Origin of the sequence: Azonexus sp., assembly GCF_041909095.1 — a bacterium.
Taxonomy (GTDB): domain Bacteria; phylum Pseudomonadota; class Gammaproteobacteria; order Burkholderiales; family Rhodocyclaceae; genus Azonexus.
Genome location: NZ_JAYREB010000003.1, coordinates 14,346 through 33,356, shown reverse-complemented (window position 1 = coordinate 33,356; position 19,011 = coordinate 14,346). Strand labels below are relative to the sequence as shown.

The following is a 19,011-nucleotide window of genomic DNA, read 5'->3' as shown; positions in this document are numbered from 1 at the left end:
CGGGCGATTCATGCTATGCGCGGTTGATCCACCAGGTCATCATGGCCAGCAGGCCGATGATCATGGTGAATGCGTAGTGATAAACGTAGCCGGTCTGGAACAGCCGGGTGATGGTCGAGACCCAGCCGACCAGCTTGGCCGAGCCATTGACGATCAGGCCGTCGATGATGCCGACGTCGCCACCGCGCCAGAGCACCTTGCCGAGCAGGCGCGAGCCACCGGCGAAGACGGTCTCGTTGATCTGGTCGAAGTAGTACTTGTTTTCGAGAATCGTGTTGATCGCCGAGAAGCGACGCTGGATCGCCGCCGGGATATCCGGCCGCTTCATGTAGAAGAACCAGGACAGCACCACGCCGGCCAGTGCCAGGTAGAACGGCGGTGTCGTGAAAGCGTGCAGGCCCATGGCGGCGGCGCCGTGGAAATGCTCGAGGAAGTGCGACAGCGCCGGGTGGGCGGCTTCATCGACATGAATGACGCCCTTGAAGAAGTCGCCACCGAGCATCGGACCGATGGCGATGTAGCCGATGACCAGCGACGGAATCGCCAGCAGCACCAGCGGCAACGTCACCACCCACGGCGTTTCGTGCGGCTTCTGGCCCGGTGCCAGACCATGGTGGTGATCGTGGGCGACTTCTTCGTCGTCGTGATCGCCATGGTGTTCATGATGGTGGGCGTCGTCCGCCTTGCCGAAGCGCTCTTCGCCGTGGAAGACGAGGAAGTACATGCGGAAGGAGTAGAAGGCGGTGACGAAGACCCCGGCCAGCACCGCGAAATAGGCGAAGCCGGCACCCGGGATGTGCGAGAACTTGACCGCTTCGATGATCGAATCCTTGGAGTAGAACCCGGCCAGGAAAGGCGTACCAATCAGCGCCAGCGAGCCGATCAGCGAGGTGATCCAGGTGATCGGCATGTACTTCCGGAGGCCGCCCATATTGCGGATGTCCTGGTCGTGGTGCATGCCGATGATCACCGAGCCGGCGGCGAGGAAGAGCAGTGCCTTGAAGAAGGCGTGCGTCATCAGGTGGAAGATCGCCACCGAGTAGGCCGAAGCACCGAGGGCGACGGTCATGTAGCCGAGTTGCGACAGCGTCGAGTAGGCGACGACGCGCTTGATGTCATTCTGGATGATGCCAAGGAAGCCCATGAACAGGGCGGTGATGGCGCCGATGGTGATGACGAAGGACAGTGCCGTCGTGGACAGCTCGAACAACGGCGACATCCGCGACACCATGAAGATGCCGGCGGTAACCATGGTCGCGGCGTGGATCAGCGCAGAGATCGGGGTCGGGCCTTCCATCGAGTCCGGCAGCCAGACGTGCAGCGGCACTTGCGCCGATTTGCCCATGGCGCCGATGAACAGGCAGATGCAGGTAACGGTCATCAACGACCACTGCTGATCGCCCCAGATGTTGATCTTGGCGTCGGCAAGCGAAGGCGCCAGCTTGAACACTTCGGCGTAGTCGAGCGTACCGAAATGCGCCAGCACCAGACCAATGCCGAGGATGAAGCCGAAGTCGCCGACGCGGTTGACCAGGAAGGCCTTCATGTTGGCGAAGATCGCCGTCGGCCGGGTGTACCAGAAGCCGATCAGCAGGTAGGAGACGAGACCGACCGCTTCCCAGCCGAAGAAGAGCTGGGTGAAGTTGTTGGCCATCACCAGCATCAGCATCGAGAAGGTGAACAGCGAGATGTAGCTGAAGAAACGGTTGTAGCCCGGATCGTCGTGCATGTAACCGATGGTGTAGATATGCACCATCAGCGAGACGAAGGTGACGACCAGCATCATCGTCACGGTCAGGGTGTCGATCAGGAAACCGACCTCGAACTTGTAATCGCCGCTGGTCAGCCAGGTATAGACCGGGCCGTTGTAGGTGTTGCCGGCCATCACGTCCTGGAAGATGAACAGCGAGGCGACGAAGGCAGTGGCTACACCGGCGATGGTTGCGGTATGAGCGAGCCAGCGCGGGAGGACACGACAGAAGAGGCCGGCGATCATGGCGCCGATCAGCGGCGCCATCGGCACGAGCAGGTAGAGTTTTTGCATTTCCATGGTTAACCCTTCAGGCTGCCCAGGTCATCCACGTGGATGCTCTTGAGGTTGCGGAACAGCACGATCAGGATCGCCAGGCCGATGGCGGCCTCGGCGGCGGCGACGGTCAGGATGAAGAAGACGAAGATCTGCCCGGAGAGATCGCCCAGATAGTGCGAGAAGGCGACGAAGTTCATATTGACCGCGAGCAGCATCAACTCGATTGCCATCAGCAGAACGATCAGGTTCTTCCGGTTGAGGAAGATGCCGACCACGCTGATCGCGAACAGGATCGCGCCAAGGATCAGGAAATGAGAGAGGGAAAGCGTCAGCATGTTAGCCCCGGGTCAGTCTTTTTCAACAGGCATCTGGATCACGCGCATGCGGTCCTTGGCCTTGACGAAGACCTGCGTATTCGGATTGGAAATCTTCGATTTCTTCGGACCGCGGTAGGTCAGCACGATGGCAGCAATCATGCCGACGAGCAGGATGATCGACGCGAGTTCGAAGGGGAACACGTAATCGGTGAACATCAGCGTGCCGATTTCCTTGGTGTTCGATACGCCGGCCGGAACGACAGCCTCGGCGGCGGGCACCTGGAAGTACTTGCTGCCGAGCACCAGGCCCATCTCGAGGACCATCAGCAGGCCGAGCACGGCGCCGAGCGGCAGGTATTGCCAGAAGCCCTCGCGGATGCGGTCGAGATTGATGTCAAGCATCATGACGACAAACAGGAAGAGCACCATGACCGCGCCGACATAGACGAGGATGATGGCGATCGCCAGGAACTCCGCCTGCAGCAGCGCCCAGATGCCACCGCAGGTGAAGAAGGCAAGCATCAGGTGCAGCGCGGCATAAACCGGGTTGCGCGCAGTGATTACGCGCAGCGCGGCAAACACCAGGATCGCGGAGAGGAAGAAGAAAACGGCAGTCGGGAAATCCATCGCGGGCACCTGTCAGCGGTAGGGCGCATCAAGCGCGCGGTCTTCGGCGATCTGCGCTTCGTAGCGCTCACCGTTGGCCAGCAGCATCTGCTTGGTGTAGTAGAGGTCGCCGCGCTTTTCGCCGTGGTATTCGAAAATGCGCGTTTCGACGATCGCGTCGACCGGGCAGGCTTCTTCGCAGAAACCGCAGAAGATGCACTTGGTCAGATCGATGTCGTAGCGGGTGGTGCGCCGCGAACCGTCGTCGCGCGGCTCGGCCTCGATGGTGATCGCCATCGCCGGGCAGATCGCCTCGCACAGCTTGCAGGCGATGCAGCGCTCTTCGCCGTTCTCGTAGCGGCGCAAGGCGTGCAGACCGCGGAAACGGCCACTTTGCGGCGTCTTTTCTTCCGGATACTGGACGGTGATCTTGCGGGCAAAGAAGTACTTGCCCGTCACCGACATGCCTTTCAACAGCTCCTTGAGGAAGAGGCTGTTGAAGACTTCCATCATCGAACCCATTCTTATTCTCCTCAGTTCCAGATGTTCAGCGGGGACAGCATCCACGCCCCGACGACAACCAGCCAGATCAGGCACAGCGGCAGGAAGACTTTCCAGCCCAGGCGCATCAAGAGGTCATAGCGATAACGGGGGAAGGTGGCGCGGAACCACAGGAAAAGGACGAGCACGAAGAACATCTTGGCGAACAGCCAGAGGATGCCGTCGGGCAGGAAGCCGACCGGCGACAGCCAGCCGCCGAGGAACAGCAGCGAGGTCAGCGCGGAGACCAGGATCATGTTCGCGTATTCGGCGAGGAAGAACAGCGCGAAGGCCATGCCGGAGTATTCGACGTGGAAACCGACGATTTCCGATTCGCCTTCGGCGAGGTCGAACGGCGCGCGGTTCAGTTCGGCGGTGCCGGCGATCAGGTAGACCACGAACATCGGCAGCAGCGGCAGCCAGTTCCAGGACAGGAAACCGAGGCCGAAATCGGCGAAACGGCCACTTGCCTGACCATTGACGATCTCACCGAGGTTCAGGCTGTTGGAAACCATCAGCACGGTAATCAGCGAAAAGCCCATGGCGATTTCGTAGGACACCATCTGCGCTGCGGAACGGATACCGCCGAGGAAGGCGTACTTGGAATTCGACGCCCAACCGGAGAGGATGATCCCGTACACGCCGATCGAGCTGATCGCCATGATGTAGAGCAGGCTGGCGTCGATGTCGGCGAGCACCAGACCGTCACCGAACGGCACCACGGCCCAGACCGCCAGCGCCGGCGCCATCGCCAGCATCGGCGCGATGATGAAGACGCCCTTGCTCGAACTGCTGGGAACGATGACTTCCTTGAGCAACAGCTTCAGACCGTCGGCGATCGGCTGGATCAGGCCGTAGGGGCCGACCCGGTTGGGACCGATACGGACCTGCATGTAACCAATCACCTTGCGCTCGACCCAGGTCAGGTAGGCAACGCCCAGCAGCAGCGGGGCAACGATCAGAACGATCTTGATCAGGGTCCACACCGCCGGCCAGACGCCGCCGAAGATTCCCTGTCCGAAATTCATCAGTGCGTCCATTTATGCACGCTCCACGGAAATCGCGCCGAACATCTCGCCCAGCATTGCGGTCGTCGGATGGGCCGCGGCAACGCGGACACAGTTGGCCGGTACCTTGTCGTCGGCCTGGGCCAGCAGGGTGGCAACCCCATCACCCTGTCGAACACTGACGGTTGCGCCGGATTCAATTCCCAGCGCCGCCAGGGTTGCGGAAGCGGCGCGCAGGGTCGGCGCTTTGCCGTCGGCCGTCTGTTGCAGAGCCGGTGCGCGGCGTGCCATGGCATCGGCAAAGTGGATCGGCACGTCGGCGATGCGCTGCAAGCCGCCATTGGCGGCGGCCGGCAAGGCCACGGCGACACCGCTCAGCGCGTTGTCGAGACCGGCGGCAAATTCCTTGCCGCTACCCAGCGCCTCGTCGCGCACTGCCTCGCTGCTCATGTAATCGAAGCCGTCGAGCGCCAGGACGTTGCCGAGCACGCGCAGCACCTTCCAGCCCGGACGTGCAGCGCCAAGCGGCTTGACGACGCCGTTGAAGGACTGGATGCGCCCTTCGATATTGACGAAGGTGCCGGAGGTTTCGGTGTAAGGCGCCAGCGGCAGCATCACGTCGGCGTAGTCGAGCGCCGGGTCATGCTTGAACGCCGACATGACGACGACCATCCTGGCCTGACGCAACGCGGCCAGGGCCTGTTGCGGATTGGCACAATCGAATTCGGGTTCGACACCGAACAGGACATAGCCCTGGCGCGGCTGTTCGAACATCTGGCGGGCATTGGCTGCGCTCGGCAGCGCGTCAGCCAGGTGGGCGCCGACGGTATTCGCGGACTCGCCCAGGAAGCCGACGCTGGCGCCGGTGATTTCACCGAGCAGGCAGGTCAGGGCATGAATCTGCGTGGCGTCGGCCGATTGCGTGGCGACGTTGCCGAGGAAGAGTGCGCGCTTTTCGCCTTCGACCAGGCTTTGCGCGATCTTGCGGCTTTCGTCGCAGACGGCGACATTTTCCAGGCCGGCCGGCACCGCCAGCCCCTTGGCTTCAGCCGCGGCGCTTACCACCGCCGCCAGCGCGAAGACCAGTTGCGCAGGCGCCACGGTCAGACGGCCATGCAGGTTGATCAACTGGTCGTCCGCCGTTACCGAAACGAGGCTGACCTTGGTGAATTTCTTGGCGGCCTGGCGCAGACGTTGGGCGATCAGCGGATGATCCTTGCGCAGGAAGGAACCGATCACCAGCGCCGCGTCGAGATCCTTGATCTCGGCCAGGCGCAGGCCCAGCCACGGGGCGCCGGCGCGTTTGCCATCGCTGGCGAAGTCGGACTGGCGGGTACGGAAATCGACGTTGCCACTGCCCAGGCCCCGCATCAGCTTGCCCAGCAGATGGAGCTCCTCGACCGTCGCGTTCTGGGTCGCCAGCGCGGCGACCGCATCGCCACCGTGGTCGCGGACGATGTCCTTGAGGCCGTGGGCGACATAGTCGAGCGCGACGTTCCAGTCACATTCGACCCATTCGCCACCCTGCTTGACCATTGGCTTGGTCAGACGCTGATCGGAATTGAGGGCCTGGTAGGCGAAGCGTTCCTTGTCCGAAATCCAGCACTCGTTGACTGCCTCGTTCTCACGCGGCAGCACGCGCATCACGGCATCGTGCTTGACCTGAACGACCAGGTTGGCACCGACCGAGTCGTGCGGGCTGACCGACTTGCGCCGCTGCAGTTCCCAGGAACGCGCGGTGTAGCGGAAGGGCTTCGAGGTCAGCGCGCCGACCGGGCAGAGGTCGATCATGTTGCCGGAGAGTTCGGAATCGACCGAGCGCCCGACGAAGGTCTGAATCTCGGAATGCATGTTGCGGTTGGCCATGCCGAGTTCCATGATGCCGGCGATTTCCTGACCAAAGCGAACGCAGCGCGTGCAGTGGATGCAGCGGCTCATTTCTTCCATCGAGATCAGCGGGCCGACGTTCTTGTGGAAGACGACGTGCTTTTCCTCGGTGTAGCGGCTCTGCATCGGGCCGTAGCCGACCGACATGTCCTGCAGCTGGCATTCGCCGCCCTGGTCGCAGATCGGGCAATCGAGCGGATGGTTGATGAGCAGGAATTCCATCACTCCCTTCTGCGCCTTGACGGCGAGATCGGAGTGGGTAAACACCTTCATGCCGTTGGTCACCGGTGTCGCGCACGCGGGCAAGGGCTTCGGCGCCTTTTCCACCTGCACCAGACACATGCGGCAGTTGGCGGCAATCGAGAGTTTCTTGTGATAGCAGAAATGCGGGATGTAGACACCCAACTGCTGCGCGGCATCCATCACCGTGCTGCCGTCGGGCACTTGCGCTTTCTTGCCGTCGATTTCGATTTCTAGCATGTCGCTACCTTGTAGCCAGTTTTCTTGAACAACCCGTCAGGCCGGGATCTTGTGGAAACCGCTGCCGGCCCACTGCACATCCTTGGGCACCAGACAGGTCTTGTGTTCGATGTGGTATTCGAATTCGCTGCGGAAGTGCTTGATGAAGCTCTGCACCGGGAAAGCCGCCGCGTCGCCGAGCGCGCAGATGGTGCGACCGGCGATGTTGCCGAGCACGCTGTTGAGCAAATCCAGGTCTTCCGGCTTGCCCTGCCCGTTTTCGATGCGATGCACCACCTTGTACATCCAGGCCGTGCCTTCGCGGCAGGGCGTGCATTGGCCGCAGGACTCTTCGTGATAGAAGAAGGACAGGCGCTCGAGCGCCTTGACCATGCACACCGTCTCATCCATGACGATGACGGCGCCGGAACCGAGCATCGATCCACCCTTGCTGATCGAGTCGTAGTCCATGGTGCAGTCCATGATCACCTCGGCCGGCATGATCGGCGCCGACGAACCACCGGGGATCACCGCCTTCAGCTTGCGCCCGCCGCGCATGCCGCCGCACATCTCGAGCAGCGTCGCGAACGGCGTGCCGAGCGGAATTTCATAGTTGCCCGGGCGATTGACGTGGCCGGACACCGAGAACAGCTTGGTGCCGCCGTTGTTCGGCTTGCCCAGGTTGAGGAATTCCTCGCCGCCCATGTTCAGGATGAAGGGGATGGAAGCGAAGGTTTCCGTGTTGTTGATCGTCGTCGGCTTGCCGTAGAGACCGAAAGAGGCCGGGAACGGCGGCTTGAAGCGCGGCTGTCCTTTCTTGCCCTCGATCGATTCGAGCAGCGCGGTTTCCTCGCCGCAGATGTAGGCGCCATAACCGTGATGGGCGAACAACTCGAAGCTGAAACTCGAGCCAAGAATGTTCTGACCGATGAAACCGGCGGCGCGGGCCTCGTCGAGCGCAGCCTCGAAGCGCTGGTAGATTTCCCAGATTTCGCCATGCACGTAGTTGTAACCGCGCGTCGCGCCCATCGCGAAGGCGGCGATGGCCATGCCTTCGATGACGGCATGCGGGTTGTAGCGCATGATGTCGCGGTCCTTGAACGTCCCCGGCTCGCCTTCGTCGGTGTTGCAGACGATGTACTTGTCGCCCGGGAAGGAACGCGGCATGAAGGACCACTTCAGACCAGTCGGGAAGCCGGCGCCGCCACGACCGCGCAGCACGGACTTCTTGACCTCGCTGATCACGTCTTCCTGAGTCATCCCGCTCTGCAGGATGCGCTTCAGTTGCTCGTAGCCGCCCCGCGCCACGTAATCCTTCAGCGACCAGCCATCGTCGCCCTTGAGACCGGCCATCAGGACCGGGTTGATCGCCCCCATCATGGCCATTACTTGCACTCCTCGAGCAGCTTGTCGATCTGTTCCGGGTGCATGTGGCTGCACATCGAGCGGTTGTTCACGATGAACACCGGCGCATCGCCGCAGGCCCCCATGCACTCGCCTTCCTTGAGCGTGAATTTGCCGTCGGCGGTCGTTTCGTTGTAACCGATACCGAGCTTCTGCTGCAGGTACTCGCCAGCGTGATAGCCGCCGGACAGCGCGCACGGCAGGTTGGTGCAGACCGTGATCTTGTACTTGCCGACCGGCTTGAGGTCGTACATGTTGTAGAAGGAAGCCACTTCGTAGGCCGCGATCGGCGGCATGCCGAGGTAGTCGGCGACCGCCTCGATCGCTTCCGGCGGCAGCCAGCCCTTCTCTTCCTGGGCATGGGCCAGACAGGCCATGACCGCCGACTGTTTCTGATCGGCGGGGTACTTGGCGACCTCGCGGGCGAATTTCTGTAGGGTGTCAGCGGAAAACATCAGCGGTCAATCTCGCCAAAAACGATATCCTGGGAACCGATGATCGTCACGACGTCGGCCAGCATGTGGCCGGTCGCCATTTCGTCCATCGCCGCCAGATGGGCAAAGCCGGGCGCACGAATCTTCATGCGGTAAGGCTTGTTGGCGCCATCGGAAATGAAATAGATGCCGAATTCGCCCTTCGGATGCTCGATCGCCGCATAGGCTTCGCCGGGCGTGACATGGATACCTTCGGTGAACAGCTTGAAGTGGTGGATCAGCTCTTCCATGTTCGACTTCATCGCTTCGCGCTTCGGCGGCGCCACCTTGTGGTTGTCGGTGATCACCGGGCCGGGGTTCTTGCGCAGCCAGTCGACGCACTGCTTGATGATGCGGTTCGACTGCAGCATCTCTTCCATGCGGACGAGATAGCGGTCGTAGCTGTCGCCATTGACGCCGAGCGGGATGTCGAAATCGACCTTGTCGTAGGCAGCGTAGGGCTGCTTCTTGCGCAAGTCCCAGGCAATGCCGGAACCGCGCAGCATGGCGCCGGTGAAGCCGAGCTGCATGGCGCGCTCCGGGCTGACCACGCCAACACCGACCAGACGCTGTTTCCAGATCCGGTTGTCGGTCAGCAGGGTGTGGTACTCAGAATGGTATTTCGGGAAACGCTCGGTGAAGTCCTCGATGAAATCGAGCAACGAGCCGCTGCGATTGTCGTTGAGTTCCTTCGCCTTCTTGGCGCTGGTCCAGGTCGACTCACGATATTGCGGCATGCGATCCGGCAGGTCGCGGTAGACACCGCCCGGCCGGTAATAGGCCGCATGCAGACGCGCGCCGCAGACCGCCTCGTAGGCGTCCATCAGGTCTTCGCGCTCGCGGAAGGTGTAGAGCGCCATGGTCATCGCACCGACGTCGAGCGCGTGACAGCCGATCCACAACAGGTGATTGAGGAGACGGGTGATCTCGTCGAACATCGTGCGGATGTACTTGCCGCGCTCCGGCACCTCGATCTGCAACAGCTTCTCGACGCCAAGGCAGTAGGCGTGCTCGTTGCACATCGTCGACACGTAGTCGAGGCGATCCATGTACGGCACCGACTGCACCCAGGTCCGGGTTTCGGCGAGCTTTTCGGTCGCCCGGTGGAGCAGGCCGATGTGCGGATCGGCACGCTGAACGACTTCGCCGTCCAGTTCCAGCACCAGACGCAGCACGCCGTGCGCCGCCGGGTGCTGCGGACCGAAGTTCAGGGTGAAATTGCGGATATCAGCCATGTGCCGGATCTCCGTAGGTGTCTTCGCGGACGATGCGCGGCGTGTTTTCACGCGGTTCGATGGTGACGGGCTGGTAGATGACGCGCGCCTGATCGGGGTCGTAGCGCATCTCGACATGCCCGGAAATCGGGAAATCCTTGCGGAAGGGGTGGCCGATGAAGCCGTAGTCGGTCAGGATGCGGCGCAGATCCTCGTGGCCGACGAAGGCGATGCCGTAAAGATCAAAGGCCTCGCGCTCGAACCAGTTGGCACTCTTCCACAACGAGGTCACCGAATCCACCGCCGGGAAGGCATCATCTTCGGCGAAGACGCGCACCCGCAAGCGGAAGTTGTGAGCAATGGACAACAGATGGGTGACGGCGGCGAAGCGACGCCCCGTCCAGGCACCATCGCCATAGGTGGAATAATCGACACCGCAGAGGTCGATCAGCTCCTCGAAGGAGAAATCAGCCTCATCACGCAGCGATTTCATGAATTCGGAATAGTCGGCCGCGGCAACTTCCACGGTCAACTCGCCCAGGGCAAGCCTTGTTGACTGCAGCTTATCCCCGAAACGTTCCTGCAATTTTTGGCTAAGCGCTTCCAGCTTGGCAGACATAAGGAATCAGCCTCGAAAATTAGCGGGCAATGGTATTGGTGCGGCGAATCTTGTTCTGTAGCTGGATCAGCCCGTAGAGCAGCGCTTCGGCCGTCGGCGGACAGCCCGGCACATAGATGTCGACCGGCACGATGCGGTCACAACCGCGCACCACCGAGTAGGAGTAGTGGTAATAGCCACCACCGTTGGCACAGGAACCCATCGAGACAACCCAGCGCGGCTCGGCCATCTGGTCGTAGACCTTGCGCAACGCCGGCGCCATCTTGTTGGTCAGGGTACCGGCAACGATCATCACATCCGACTGGCGCGGACTGGGACGAAAAACAATCCCGAAGCGGTCAAGGTCGTAGCGCGAACAACCGGCGTGAATCATCTCGACGGCACAACAGGCCAGACCGAAAGTCATCGGCCAGATCGAGCCGGTGCGCATGTAGTTGATCAGTTTGTCAGCCGTGGTGGTGACAAAACCTTCCTGCAGGATTCCTTCAATCGCCATCTCTCGACCTTATTCCCATTCCAGCGCGCCCTTGGCCCAGGCATAGACATAGCCCACGGTCAGGATGGCGACGAAAATCAGCATCTCGACGAAACCGAAAACCTTGATGGCATCGGTCGCCACGATATCCTTGAAGATCGTCGCCCACGGCACGAGGAAGGCGACTTCCAGATCGAAGAGAATGAACAGGATGGCGATCAGGTAATAGCGCACATCAAACTTCATGCGCGCATCTTCGAACGCCTCAAAACCGCACTCGTAAGGGGAAAGCTTTTCTGCATCGGGCTTCCGCGGCCCGAGAACAAACCCCATCGCCACCGGCAGTACACCGACAGCAACCCCCACAAGAACGAACATCAGAATAGGAAAATAGGTTTCCATCATCCGCCGCCAAATTGTCGTTGTTCCGAAGAAGCTCCGGCCATACCGGAAACTTCCAGTGCTCTGGTGCCGACGGCGAGACTCGAACTCGCACAGCTTGCGCCACTACCCCCTCAAGATAGCGTGTCTACCAATTTCACCACGTCGGCACATCTGCACAACCCGCCCGTACATGTAGCAGGACGAACTGTTTAATTTTATTATTTCGGAATATCTTGCGCCTTGGAACCCCCTGCCACAGGACTTCCTGACACATCCCCAGCAGCCGGAGCCGCCGCAGGAACAGACTGCGATTGTACAGATTCTTGCATCAGACTACCAGTCGTTTTTGGCTTATCGGATGCAACATAGGCCAAGGAAAGACTGGTCAGAAAAAAGACCGTTGCAAGCACACCCGTGGTACGACTCAAAAAATTGGCCGACCCGGAAGCACCAAAAAGACTACCCGAAGAACCGCTACCGAAGGCAGCCCCCATGTCGGCCCCCTTGCCGTGCTGCATCAGCACGAGCGCGATGATTGCCAGAGCCACCAGGATATGGACCGTCAGAAGCAGGGAAAACAACCAGTTCATGTATTTATATGCCTATCAGTTTGCGGCGCGACAAATCGCCAGAAAATCACTTGCCACCAGCGCAGCCCCACCGACCAGACCACCATCGACATCGGGCTGACTGAACAACTCCGCCGCATTCTGCGGCTTTACGCTTCCACCATAAAGAATCAACAGAGCAGCCGCCACCTCCGGATCATGCTCCGCCAGCTGCGCACGGATCTCCGCATGCACCGCTTGCGCTTGCTCGGGCGAAGCCGTCCGCCCGGTACCAATCGCCCAAACCGGCTCGTAGGCAACAATGGCATCAGCCAGCGCGGCAATGCCGACCTGCGCGACAACCGCCTGCAATTGCCGGGCGACCACTGCCACGGTCTGCCCCGCCTCGCGCTCGTCCAGCGTCTCGCCAACACAGAGCACCGGCACCAGCCCCGCCCGGCGAGCCGCCGCGAACTTGGCAGCCACCACCGCATCAGACTCGCCGTATAGACTGCGCCGCTCCGAGTGACCGACCAGAACATGGGTACAAGCAAAATCAAGCAGCATCGAAGGCGCCACCTCACCGGTGAACGCCCCTTCGCCGTGCTCGCTGACATTCTGCGCCCCAAGCGCCACCCGGGTTCCAGCCAGCATCGCCTGCGCCTGAGCCAGATACGGAAAAGGCGGGCAGACCAGCACATCGCAGTTCAGATCGGCACAGCCAGCCAGCACTTCGGCCAGCAAATCCCGATTTCGCGACAGATTGCCATGCATCTTCCAGTTCCCGGCTACGAGCTTGCGGCGATCAGACATGGCGACCCCTGTGGAGGAAAATTGCGGAATTATAGCGACCGGCTCAGGCGCCGGTCAATCTTGCACCACCCTGGCTCAGTTAGCCGCCGCCCGAACCACCGCCGCAATCTCCTCGGCAGCCCGAGCCACTTCATCGGCATCCTCGCCTTCGACCATCACCCGCAACAGCGGCTCGGTGCCGGAAGGACGCAACAAGACCCGCCCGCGCCCCGCCAGCCGTTGTTCAACGGTCGCCTGAGCAGCGACGATGGCCGGGCTCTCCTGCCAGGCAAAACCTTTGACAACCGGCACGTTGATCAGCTTCTGCGGGTACAGCAGCAGCCCGCCGAGGAGCGATTTCAGACTACCGCCACTCTCGCGCAAGGCTGCCAGCACCTGCAGCCCGGCAACGATCCCGTCACCCGTCGAGTGGCGATCGAGGACCAGGATGTGACCCGAGTTCTCGCCACCGTACAGCCAGCCGTTGCGCCGCAAGCCTTCGACAACGTAGCGGTCGCCGACGGCGGCCCGCTCGAAGGGAATTCCCATTTCCTGCAAGGCATGCTCGAGCGCCAGATTGCTCATCAGCGTACCGACCACGCCGTGCACCGCCCCCTTTTTCGCGCGCTGGCAGACAATGGCGAACAGCAACTGGTCACCGTCGTACAGGTTGCCTTCCGCATCGACCATCTGAATCCGGTCGGCATCGCCATCGAGCGCAATCCCGAGATCGGCGCGATTGGCCAGCACGGCATCGCGCAAGGCCTGCGGCGCGGTCGCCCCGACCTTGTCGTTGATGTTCATGCCGTTGGGCGAGACACCGATCTTCACCACTTCGGCACCCAGTTCATGAAAGACATCGGGAGCGATGTGATATGCCGCACCGTGGGCGCAATCAACGACGATTTTCAAGCCCCGCAGATCACTTTCATTGGGAAAAGTGCTCTTGCAGAACTCGATATACCGCCCCCGCGCATCGTCCATCCGACGAACCCGGCCCAAGCCGGCTGACGGCGAGCAGACCATTGGCTGGTCGATTGCCGCCTCGATCGCCCGCTCGACCTCGTCGGGCAACTTGCTGCCCTGGGCCGAGAAGAATTTGATCCCGTTGTCGTAGTAGGGATTGTGCGACGCCGAAATGACGATACCCGCCTGCAGACGCAGGGCACGGGTGAGATAGGCAATGGCCGGCGTCGGCATCGGGCCGACCAGGAAGACATCGACCCCCGCCGCGGACAAACCCGCCTCGAGCGCCGATTCCAGCATGTAGCCAGAGATCCGCGTGTCCTTGCCGATCAGCACCGCCGGCCGTTCACCTGCGGGCATCTGCGTCGTCTCGAGCAGCACCTTGCCCGCCGCATAGCCGAGACGCATCACGAAGTCTGGGGTGATTGGCGCCTGACCTACCTGTCCGCGTACACCGTCAGTTCCGAAATATTTTCTACTCATCGTTCCCTCGATTCTCGATCGCTGACCAGACGGCCAACGCATCCCTGGTTTCCGCGACATCATGCACGCGCAGGATCGCCGCACCACGCTGCGCAGCCAGCAAGGCCGCGGCAACACTGGCCGCACGCCGTTCGCTGACCGGCTGCCCCGTGATCTGGCCCAGCATCGACTTGCGCGAAACCCCGACCAGCACAGGCAAACCGCCCCAGCAAGCGGTCTCGATGGCGCGAAACAATGCCAGATTGTGCGCCAGCGTCTTGCCGAAGCCAAATCCCGGATCGACGACGATGCGCTCGCGAACGATCCCCGCCCGCTGGCAACGCTCGACCGCCGCAGCCAGCCAGGTCGAAACTTCGCCAACGACATCCTGATAGAGCGGCGCCTGCTGCATGCTGCCCGGGTTGCCCTGCATGTGCATGACACAGACGCCGCAATCACTACCGGCAACGGCGGCCAGCGCCTCCGCGGTCGCCAGCCCGCTGATGTCGTTGATCATCGCGGCACCAGCCGCGAGTGCCGCCCGCATGACCTGCGGCTTGTAGGTATCGACCGAAATCGGCACCCCCCAGCCAGCCAGCTCCTTCAGCACCGGCAGCAGGCGGCGCAACTCCTCGTCGGCCGGCGTCGGTTGCGCCCCGGGACGCGAGGACTCGGCACCGAGATCGAGGATATCGGCTCCCGCTTCGAGCTGTCGCCGGGCGTGGGCAATGGCTTGCGCCGTATCACTGGCCAGGCCGTCGCCGGAGAAGGAATCGGGCGTCAGATTGACGATGCCCATCAGCAGGGGGCGTTCGCCCCCGAGACGATATGCGCCGCAGTGTATCGTGTTCATCAAAAGAAAACCGGGAGCGTTCCCGCTCCCGGCTGGGTCAGCATGGCATGGATCAGGCAGTCGCCGGGGCGCTCGGTTCGGCACCGGGCTTTTCGTCCGGCGGCGTAGACCGGGACAGGCTTTGTGCCGGCTTTGGCGGGCGCGGCGGCTTGCCGGCCATGATGTCATCGATCTGCTCGGCATCGATGGTTTCCCAGTCGAGCAGCGCTTTGGTCATTGCCTCAACCTTGTCGCGATGGTCTCCCAGCAACTGGCGGGCCAGCGCGTACTGCTGATCGATGATGCGGCCAATTTCCGCATCGACCTTCTGCATCGTCGCCTCGGAGACATTCTTGTGCTGCGTCACCGAGCGACCAAGGAAAACTTCGCCGTCGTTCTCGCCATAGACCATGACACCAAGCTCGGACATGCCGTAACGCGTCACCATGTCGCGCGCCATCGCCGTCGCCCGCTCGAAGTCGTTCGACGCGCCGGTCGTCATCTGGTTCATGAACAGTTCTTCGGCGATGCGACCACCGAAAAGAACTGCAATGCGCGACAGCAGGTACTGCTTGTCGTAGGCGTAACGGTCCTGCTCGGGCAACTGCATGGTCAGGCCCAGCGCACGACCGCGCGGAATGATCGTGACCTTGTGCACCGGATCGGACTTCGGCACCAGCTTGGCGACGACGGCGTGACCGGACTCATGGTAGGCCGTGTTCATCTTCTCTTCCTCGGTCATCACCATGCTGCGGCGCTCGGCGCCCATCATGATCTTGTCCTTGGCTTTCTCGAAGTCTTCCATGTCGACCAGGCGCTTGTTGGCGCGGGCGGCGAACAGCGCCGCCTCGTTGACCAGGTTGGCGAGGTCGGCACCGGAGAAGCCGGGGGTGCCGCGAGCAATGATGTCGGCCTTGATGTCGCCGGCAATCGGCACCTTGCGCATGTGCACCTTGAGGATTTCCTCGCGACCACGGATGTCCGGCAGCGGCACGACGACCTGACGGTCGAAGCGCCCCGGGCGCAACAGTGCTGGGTCGAGGATGTCCGGACGGTTGGTGGCGGCGATGACGATGATGCCGGAGTGGCCTTCGAAACCGTCCATCTCGACCAGCAACTGGTTCAGCGTCTGTTCGCGTTCGTCGTTGCCACCACCGAGACCGGCGCCGCGATGGCGACCGACGGCGTCGATTTCATCGATGAAGATGATGCACGGAGCGTGTTTCTTGGCGTTCTCGAACATGTCGCGGACACGCGCGGCGCCGACACCGACGAACATTTCAACGAAGTCGGAACCGGAGATCGAGAAGAACGGCACCTTGGCCTCGCCGGCAATCGCCTTGGCGAGCAGGGTCTTGCCGGTCCCCGGGTTGCCGACCATCAGCACGCCCTTGGGAATACGGCCGCCAAGCTTCTGGAACTTCGACGGGTCGCGCAGGAAATCGACGATCTCCTGGACTTCTTCCTTGGCCTCGTCGCAACCGGCAACATCAACGAAGGTGATGGTGTTCTGCGCCTCATCCATCATACGTGCCTTCGACTTGCCGAAGGAGAAGGCGCCGCCCTTGCCACCGCCCTGCATCTGGCGCATGAAGAAGACCCAGACGCCGATCAGCAGCAGCATCGGGAACCAGCTGACGAAGATGTTCATCAGGAAGGATGGTTCTTCCTCCGGCTTGGCCTCGATCTTGACGTCGTACTTGAGCAGGTCGGAAACCAGCCACAGGTCGGGCGGCGAATAGACGGTCAGGCGCTTGCCTTCCTTGGTCGTCGCCTTCAGCGTGCGACCTTCCATGACCACCTTGTCGATCCTTCCCTGCTTCACTTCTTCCAGGAACTGCGAGTACTCGACACCGCCGGCCGCGACCTGCCGCGTATTGAACTGGTTGAAGATGGTCATCAGCACGAGGCCGATCACCATCCAGATCGCGAGGTTTTTGAACATGTTGTTCAAGTGGGCACTCCTTCAATTACGTCGAGCGACAAAAATGTCATTCTAAACAAAATCCGTCAGCGCAAGTTGCGACCGAGCAGGTAAATCTCCGGGCTGCGATCACGCGAGGCATCCGGCTTGCGCACCACGACGGTCTGAAAAGCCGCACGCATCGCCTTGACGAAAGCCTCATAGTCGCTTCCCTGGAAAACTTTGACCAGAAAAGCGCCATCCGGTTTCAAATGCGCCTGCGAAAACTCCAGACCGAGTTCCGCCAGATGCATGACCCGGGCCTGATCGACCAGGGGCACCCCGGACATATTGGGTGCCATGTCCGACATGACAAGCCCCACCCGACGCTCGCCGAGCAATTCTTCCAGTTGGCGCAGCACCTCGTCCTCGCGGAAATCACCCTGGATGAAATGCACACCGGGGATTGGCGCCATCTCCAGCAGGTCGAGCGCAAACACCAGACCACCGCCCCCCACGCGCTCCACGGCAACCTGCGACCAGCCACCGGGGGTCGCCCCCAGGTCGACGACGACCTCGCCGCGCTTGAGCAACTTGTCCTTGTCGTCGATCTCCATCAGCTTGAAGGCGGCGCGCGAACGCCAGCCTTCCTTCCTGGCAAGCTGGACATAAGGATCGTTGATATGCTCGCGCATCCACGCCTTGCTGGTTCTGGTTCGTTTCATTCGGTAAAATGCCGTTTTTGAAAGGTTTTCCAATGCAACAACTGACTTCTGCCCAGGTTCGCGAACTGCGCGCCCAGGCCCACGGCCTCAACCCGGTCGTCTCGATTTCCGAAAACGGCCTCAGCGACGCCGTCCTCAAGGAAATCGACGTCTGCCTGAAGGCCCACGAACTGATCAAGATCCGCGTCTATGGCGACAGCCGCGACGATCGACTGGCTTACCTGGAGCGCATCTGCAGCGAACTGTCGGCATCGGCGGTCCAGCACATCGGCAAGTTGCTCGTCGTCTATCGCGAGAATCCCGAAAAAGCCGCTGCCAAGGATACGGCAAAACCCCGTCCGACGGCACCGCGCCGTACCAAGCGCAGCTACCAGGGCTGATCAGCGCAAGCCGCGGCCGCTCCACAGGACCAGCCCAAGCCCGCACAGACTCTGCAGCAGATAGACGATGCTGGAAATGCCGTGCCATGTCGCAAAACGGTCGCGGAACACGCTTTCCATGACTTCGCGCGGCAGGGCATTGAGCTTGAGCTGCGCCATCAGCGGCTGGATGCCGAACACCTGTACTGCCGCCATTCCCGCCATCAGCAGAACCAGCCAGAACCCGGCCTGGCGGAGCGCACGCGCGCCGGACCGGGCAAACAGGAAAACCATCAGGTAAAGCGCCGCCCCGAGTCCGAACCAGCCGATCAGCGCGAACAGCTTGCCAGCCAGCACCCCGGCCAGCTGGCGGTCGCCGAGCTCGGCGAACAGCACCGGCGCTGCCAGATAGCCAATCGCCCACAAACCGCCAACCCACAGCGTGATTGCAAACTGGTAGAAAGCTTCCGACAGGCGACGCATGCTTATTCGTAACGGATGTCGATGATTTCGTACTCGCGGATGCCGCCGGGCGCCTGGACCTGCGCGATGTCGCCGGCGTACTTGCCGATCAGCGCGCGGGCCACCGGCGAATTGACCGAAATCTTGCCGGTCTTGATATCGGCCTCGTCCTCGCCGACGATCTGGTAAGTCACCGTATCGCCGGAATCCTGGTCTTCCATTTCGACGGTGGCGCCGAAAACGCAGCGACCATCGGCGTCGAGCAGCTTGGGATCGATGATCTGGGCGTTCGACAGCTTGCCCTCGACCTCCTGGATGCGCCCTTCGATGAAGCCCTGGCGCTCCTTGGCGGCATCGTATTCGGCGTTTTCGGATAGATCGCCGTGGGCACGCGCCTCGGCGATCGCGGCGATCACCCAGGGGCGATCGACGGTCTTCAACCGATGCAGTTCCTCGCGGAGTTTTTCGGCGCCGGTTACGGTCAACGGAACTTTGCTCATCTCATTTCCCTGCAAAAGCAAAACCGCCGGCGCCCTAATCGGGCGGCC

21 protein-coding genes and 1 tRNA gene are annotated in these 19,011 nt (G+C 61.6%); 1 reads left to right on the top strand and 21 read right to left on the bottom strand.

Going from position 1 to position 19,011, the window contains the following annotated elements; genetic code table 11:
- Positions 1–13 precede the first annotated feature (13 nt).
- The 19 genes from nuoL to ACE3OV_RS08255 all read right to left on the bottom strand — a co-directional run bounded on the left by nuoL (position 14) and on the right by ACE3OV_RS08255 (position 17,642).
- Entirely contained in the window at positions 14–2,050 is a 2,037-nt protein-coding gene (nuoL, locus tag ACE3OV_RS08345) for an NADH-quinone oxidoreductase subunit L (protein WP_374326527.1), read from the bottom strand.
- 2 nt (positions 2,051–2,052) lie between these two features.
- Positions 2,053–2,361 (bottom strand): NADH-quinone oxidoreductase subunit NuoK, encoded by a 309-nt coding sequence (nuoK, locus tag ACE3OV_RS08340; protein ID WP_301332271.1) that lies wholly within the window; start codon positions 2,359–2,361, stop codon positions 2,053–2,055.
- Positions 2,362–2,376: 15 nt separating this feature from the next.
- Positions 2,377–2,973, bottom strand: coding sequence for an NADH-quinone oxidoreductase subunit J (locus tag ACE3OV_RS08335; protein WP_374326526.1), 597 nt, complete (start codon positions 2,971–2,973; stop codon positions 2,377–2,379).
- Between the two features lie 12 nt (positions 2,974–2,985).
- Positions 2,986–3,474, bottom strand: a complete 489-nt coding sequence (nuoI, locus tag ACE3OV_RS08330; RefSeq protein ID WP_374326525.1) for an NADH-quinone oxidoreductase subunit NuoI — start codon at positions 3,472–3,474, stop codon at positions 2,986–2,988.
- An 11-nt stretch (positions 3,475–3,485) separates the two neighbouring features.
- Positions 3,486–4,532 carry an NADH-quinone oxidoreductase subunit NuoH gene (gene nuoH / locus ACE3OV_RS08325; RefSeq protein ID WP_374326524.1) on the bottom strand — a complete coding sequence of 349 codons (1,047 nt, stop codon included), beginning with the start codon at positions 4,530–4,532 and terminating at the stop codon, positions 3,486–3,488.
- On the bottom strand, positions 4,533–6,866 hold the full coding sequence (gene nuoG, locus ACE3OV_RS08320; RefSeq protein ID WP_374326523.1) for an NADH-quinone oxidoreductase subunit NuoG: 2,334 nt from the start codon (positions 6,864–6,866) through the stop codon (positions 4,533–4,535). It abuts the gene before it with no gap.
- Positions 6,867–6,902: 36 nt separating this feature from the next.
- Positions 6,903–8,231: an NADH-quinone oxidoreductase subunit NuoF gene (gene nuoF, locus ACE3OV_RS08315; protein ID WP_374326522.1), complete on the bottom strand. Its 1,329-nt coding sequence runs from the start codon at positions 8,229–8,231 to the stop codon at positions 6,903–6,905.
- Complete coding sequence (nuoE, locus tag ACE3OV_RS08310) at positions 8,231–8,704, bottom strand: NADH-quinone oxidoreductase subunit NuoE (RefSeq protein ID WP_374326521.1); 474 nt, start codon at positions 8,702–8,704, stop codon at positions 8,231–8,233. The genes nuoF and nuoE overlap by 1 nt, the downstream gene beginning before the upstream one ends.
- Positions 8,704–9,957, bottom strand: coding sequence for an NADH-quinone oxidoreductase subunit D (locus ACE3OV_RS08305; protein ID WP_374326520.1), 1,254 nt, complete (start codon positions 9,955–9,957; stop codon positions 8,704–8,706). Before ACE3OV_RS08305 ends, nuoE begins: the two co-directional genes overlap by 1 nt.
- Positions 9,950–10,555, bottom strand: a complete 606-nt coding sequence (locus ACE3OV_RS08300) for an NADH-quinone oxidoreductase subunit C (protein ID WP_374326519.1) — start codon at positions 10,553–10,555, stop codon at positions 9,950–9,952. Before ACE3OV_RS08300 ends, ACE3OV_RS08305 begins: the two co-directional genes overlap by 8 nt.
- 19 nt (positions 10,556–10,574) lie before the next feature.
- The gene (locus ACE3OV_RS08295; RefSeq protein WP_374326518.1) at positions 10,575–11,051 is read right to left on the bottom strand and encodes an NADH-quinone oxidoreductase subunit B family protein; all 477 of its coding nucleotides are present in this window, start codon (positions 11,049–11,051) and stop codon (positions 10,575–10,577) included.
- A 9-nt stretch (positions 11,052–11,060) separates the two neighbouring features.
- Positions 11,061–11,435, bottom strand: a complete 375-nt coding sequence (ndhC, locus tag ACE3OV_RS08290) for an NADH-quinone oxidoreductase subunit A (RefSeq protein WP_374326517.1) — start codon at positions 11,433–11,435, stop codon at positions 11,061–11,063.
- A gap of 61 nt (positions 11,436–11,496) precedes the next feature.
- Positions 11,497–11,581: transfer RNA gene (locus ACE3OV_RS08285), tRNA-Leu, on the bottom strand.
- Between the two features lie 51 nt (positions 11,582–11,632).
- Positions 11,633–12,004, bottom strand: a complete 372-nt coding sequence (gene secG / locus ACE3OV_RS08280) for a preprotein translocase subunit SecG (RefSeq protein WP_374326516.1) — start codon at positions 12,002–12,004, stop codon at positions 11,633–11,635.
- A gap of 15 nt (positions 12,005–12,019) precedes the next feature.
- Complete coding sequence (gene tpiA / locus ACE3OV_RS08275; protein ID WP_374326515.1) at positions 12,020–12,775, bottom strand: triose-phosphate isomerase; 756 nt, start codon at positions 12,773–12,775, stop codon at positions 12,020–12,022.
- A 75-nt stretch (positions 12,776–12,850) separates the two neighbouring features.
- A complete protein-coding gene (gene glmM, locus ACE3OV_RS08270) occupies positions 12,851–14,203 on the bottom strand; it encodes a phosphoglucosamine mutase (protein WP_374326798.1) in 1,353 nt (450 codons plus the stop codon).
- A complete protein-coding gene (gene folP / locus ACE3OV_RS08265; protein WP_374326514.1) occupies positions 14,196–15,035 on the bottom strand; it encodes a dihydropteroate synthase in 840 nt (279 codons plus the stop codon). The genes glmM and folP overlap by 8 nt, the downstream gene beginning before the upstream one ends.
- A gap of 52 nt (positions 15,036–15,087) precedes the next feature.
- Positions 15,088–16,968 carry an ATP-dependent zinc metalloprotease FtsH gene (gene ftsH / locus ACE3OV_RS08260; protein ID WP_374326513.1) on the bottom strand — a complete coding sequence of 627 codons (1,881 nt, stop codon included), beginning with the start codon at positions 16,966–16,968 and terminating at the stop codon, positions 15,088–15,090.
- Positions 16,969–17,024: 56 nt separating this feature from the next.
- Positions 17,025–17,642, bottom strand: coding sequence for an RlmE family RNA methyltransferase (locus ACE3OV_RS08255; protein WP_374326512.1), 618 nt, complete (start codon positions 17,640–17,642; stop codon positions 17,025–17,027).
- A 32-nt stretch (positions 17,643–17,674) separates the two neighbouring features.
- Here ACE3OV_RS08255 and ACE3OV_RS08250 point away from each other — a divergent pair, with 32 nt between their 5' ends.
- Complete coding sequence (locus ACE3OV_RS08250) at positions 17,675–18,022, top strand: YhbY family RNA-binding protein (protein ID WP_374326511.1); 348 nt, start codon at positions 17,675–17,677, stop codon at positions 18,020–18,022.
- Here the strand turns inward: ACE3OV_RS08250 and ACE3OV_RS08245 are convergent, their stop codons facing one another.
- Both ACE3OV_RS08245 and greA read right to left on the bottom strand, forming a co-directional pair.
- Positions 18,023–18,484, bottom strand: coding sequence for a DUF4149 domain-containing protein (locus ACE3OV_RS08245; protein ID WP_374326510.1), 462 nt, complete (start codon positions 18,482–18,484; stop codon positions 18,023–18,025).
- Positions 18,485–18,486: 2 nt separating this feature from the next.
- Positions 18,487–18,963, bottom strand: a complete 477-nt coding sequence (greA, locus tag ACE3OV_RS08240) for a transcription elongation factor GreA (protein WP_374326509.1) — start codon at positions 18,961–18,963, stop codon at positions 18,487–18,489.
- Between the last annotated feature and the right edge of the window lie 48 nt (positions 18,964–19,011).

Bases quoted from the DNA above. Each gene is read 5' to 3' on its own strand.
- nuoF (WP_374326522.1), bottom strand. From the start codon at position 8,231: ATGGCCATGATGGGGGCGATCAACCCGGTCCTGATGGCCGGTCTCAAG.
- ACE3OV_RS08245 (WP_374326510.1), bottom strand. From the start codon at position 18,484: ATGCGTCGCCTGTCGGAAGCTTTCTACCAGTTTGCAATCACGCTGTGG.
- tpiA (WP_374326515.1), bottom strand. From the start codon at position 12,775: ATGTCTGATCGCCGCAAGCTCGTAGCCGGGAACTGGAAGATGCATGGC.
- ndhC (WP_374326517.1), bottom strand. From the start codon at position 11,435: ATGATGGAAACCTATTTTCCTATTCTGATGTTCGTTCTTGTGGGGGTT.
- nuoI (WP_374326525.1), bottom strand. From the start codon at position 3,474: ATGGGTTCGATGATGGAAGTCTTCAACAGCCTCTTCCTCAAGGAGCTG.
- ACE3OV_RS08295 (WP_374326518.1), bottom strand. From the start codon at position 11,051: ATGGCGATTGAAGGAATCCTGCAGGAAGGTTTTGTCACCACCACGGCT.
- nuoL (WP_374326527.1), bottom strand. From the start codon at position 2,050: ATGGAAATGCAAAAACTCTACCTGCTCGTGCCGATGGCGCCGCTGATC.
- nuoG (WP_374326523.1), bottom strand. From the start codon at position 6,866: ATGCTAGAAATCGAAATCGACGGCAAGAAAGCGCAAGTGCCCGACGGC.
- greA (WP_374326509.1), bottom strand. From the start codon at position 18,963: ATGAGCAAAGTTCCGTTGACCGTAACCGGCGCCGAAAAACTCCGCGAG.
- secG (WP_374326516.1), bottom strand. From the start codon at position 12,004: ATGAACTGGTTGTTTTCCCTGCTTCTGACGGTCCATATCCTGGTGGCT.
- ACE3OV_RS08300 (WP_374326519.1), bottom strand. From the start codon at position 10,555: ATGTCTGCCAAGCTGGAAGCGCTTAGCCAAAAATTGCAGGAACGTTTC.
- ACE3OV_RS08305 (WP_374326520.1), bottom strand. From the start codon at position 9,957: ATGGCTGATATCCGCAATTTCACCCTGAACTTCGGTCCGCAGCACCCG.
- ACE3OV_RS08255 (WP_374326512.1), bottom strand. From the start codon at position 17,642: ATGAAACGAACCAGAACCAGCAAGGCGTGGATGCGCGAGCATATCAAC.
- nuoH (WP_374326524.1), bottom strand. From the start codon at position 4,532: ATGGACGCACTGATGAATTTCGGACAGGGAATCTTCGGCGGCGTCTGG.
- folP (WP_374326514.1), bottom strand. From the start codon at position 15,035: ATGAACACGATACACTGCGGCGCATATCGTCTCGGGGGCGAACGCCCC.
- nuoE (WP_374326521.1), bottom strand. From the start codon at position 8,704: ATGTTTTCCGCTGACACCCTACAGAAATTCGCCCGCGAGGTCGCCAAG.
- ACE3OV_RS08250 (WP_374326511.1), top strand. From the start codon at position 17,675: ATGCAACAACTGACTTCTGCCCAGGTTCGCGAACTGCGCGCCCAGGCC.
- ACE3OV_RS08335 (WP_374326526.1), bottom strand. From the start codon at position 2,973: ATGGATTTCCCGACTGCCGTTTTCTTCTTCCTCTCCGCGATCCTGGTG.
- glmM (WP_374326798.1), bottom strand. From the start codon at position 14,203: ATGAGTAGAAAATATTTCGGAACTGACGGTGTACGCGGACAGGTAGGT.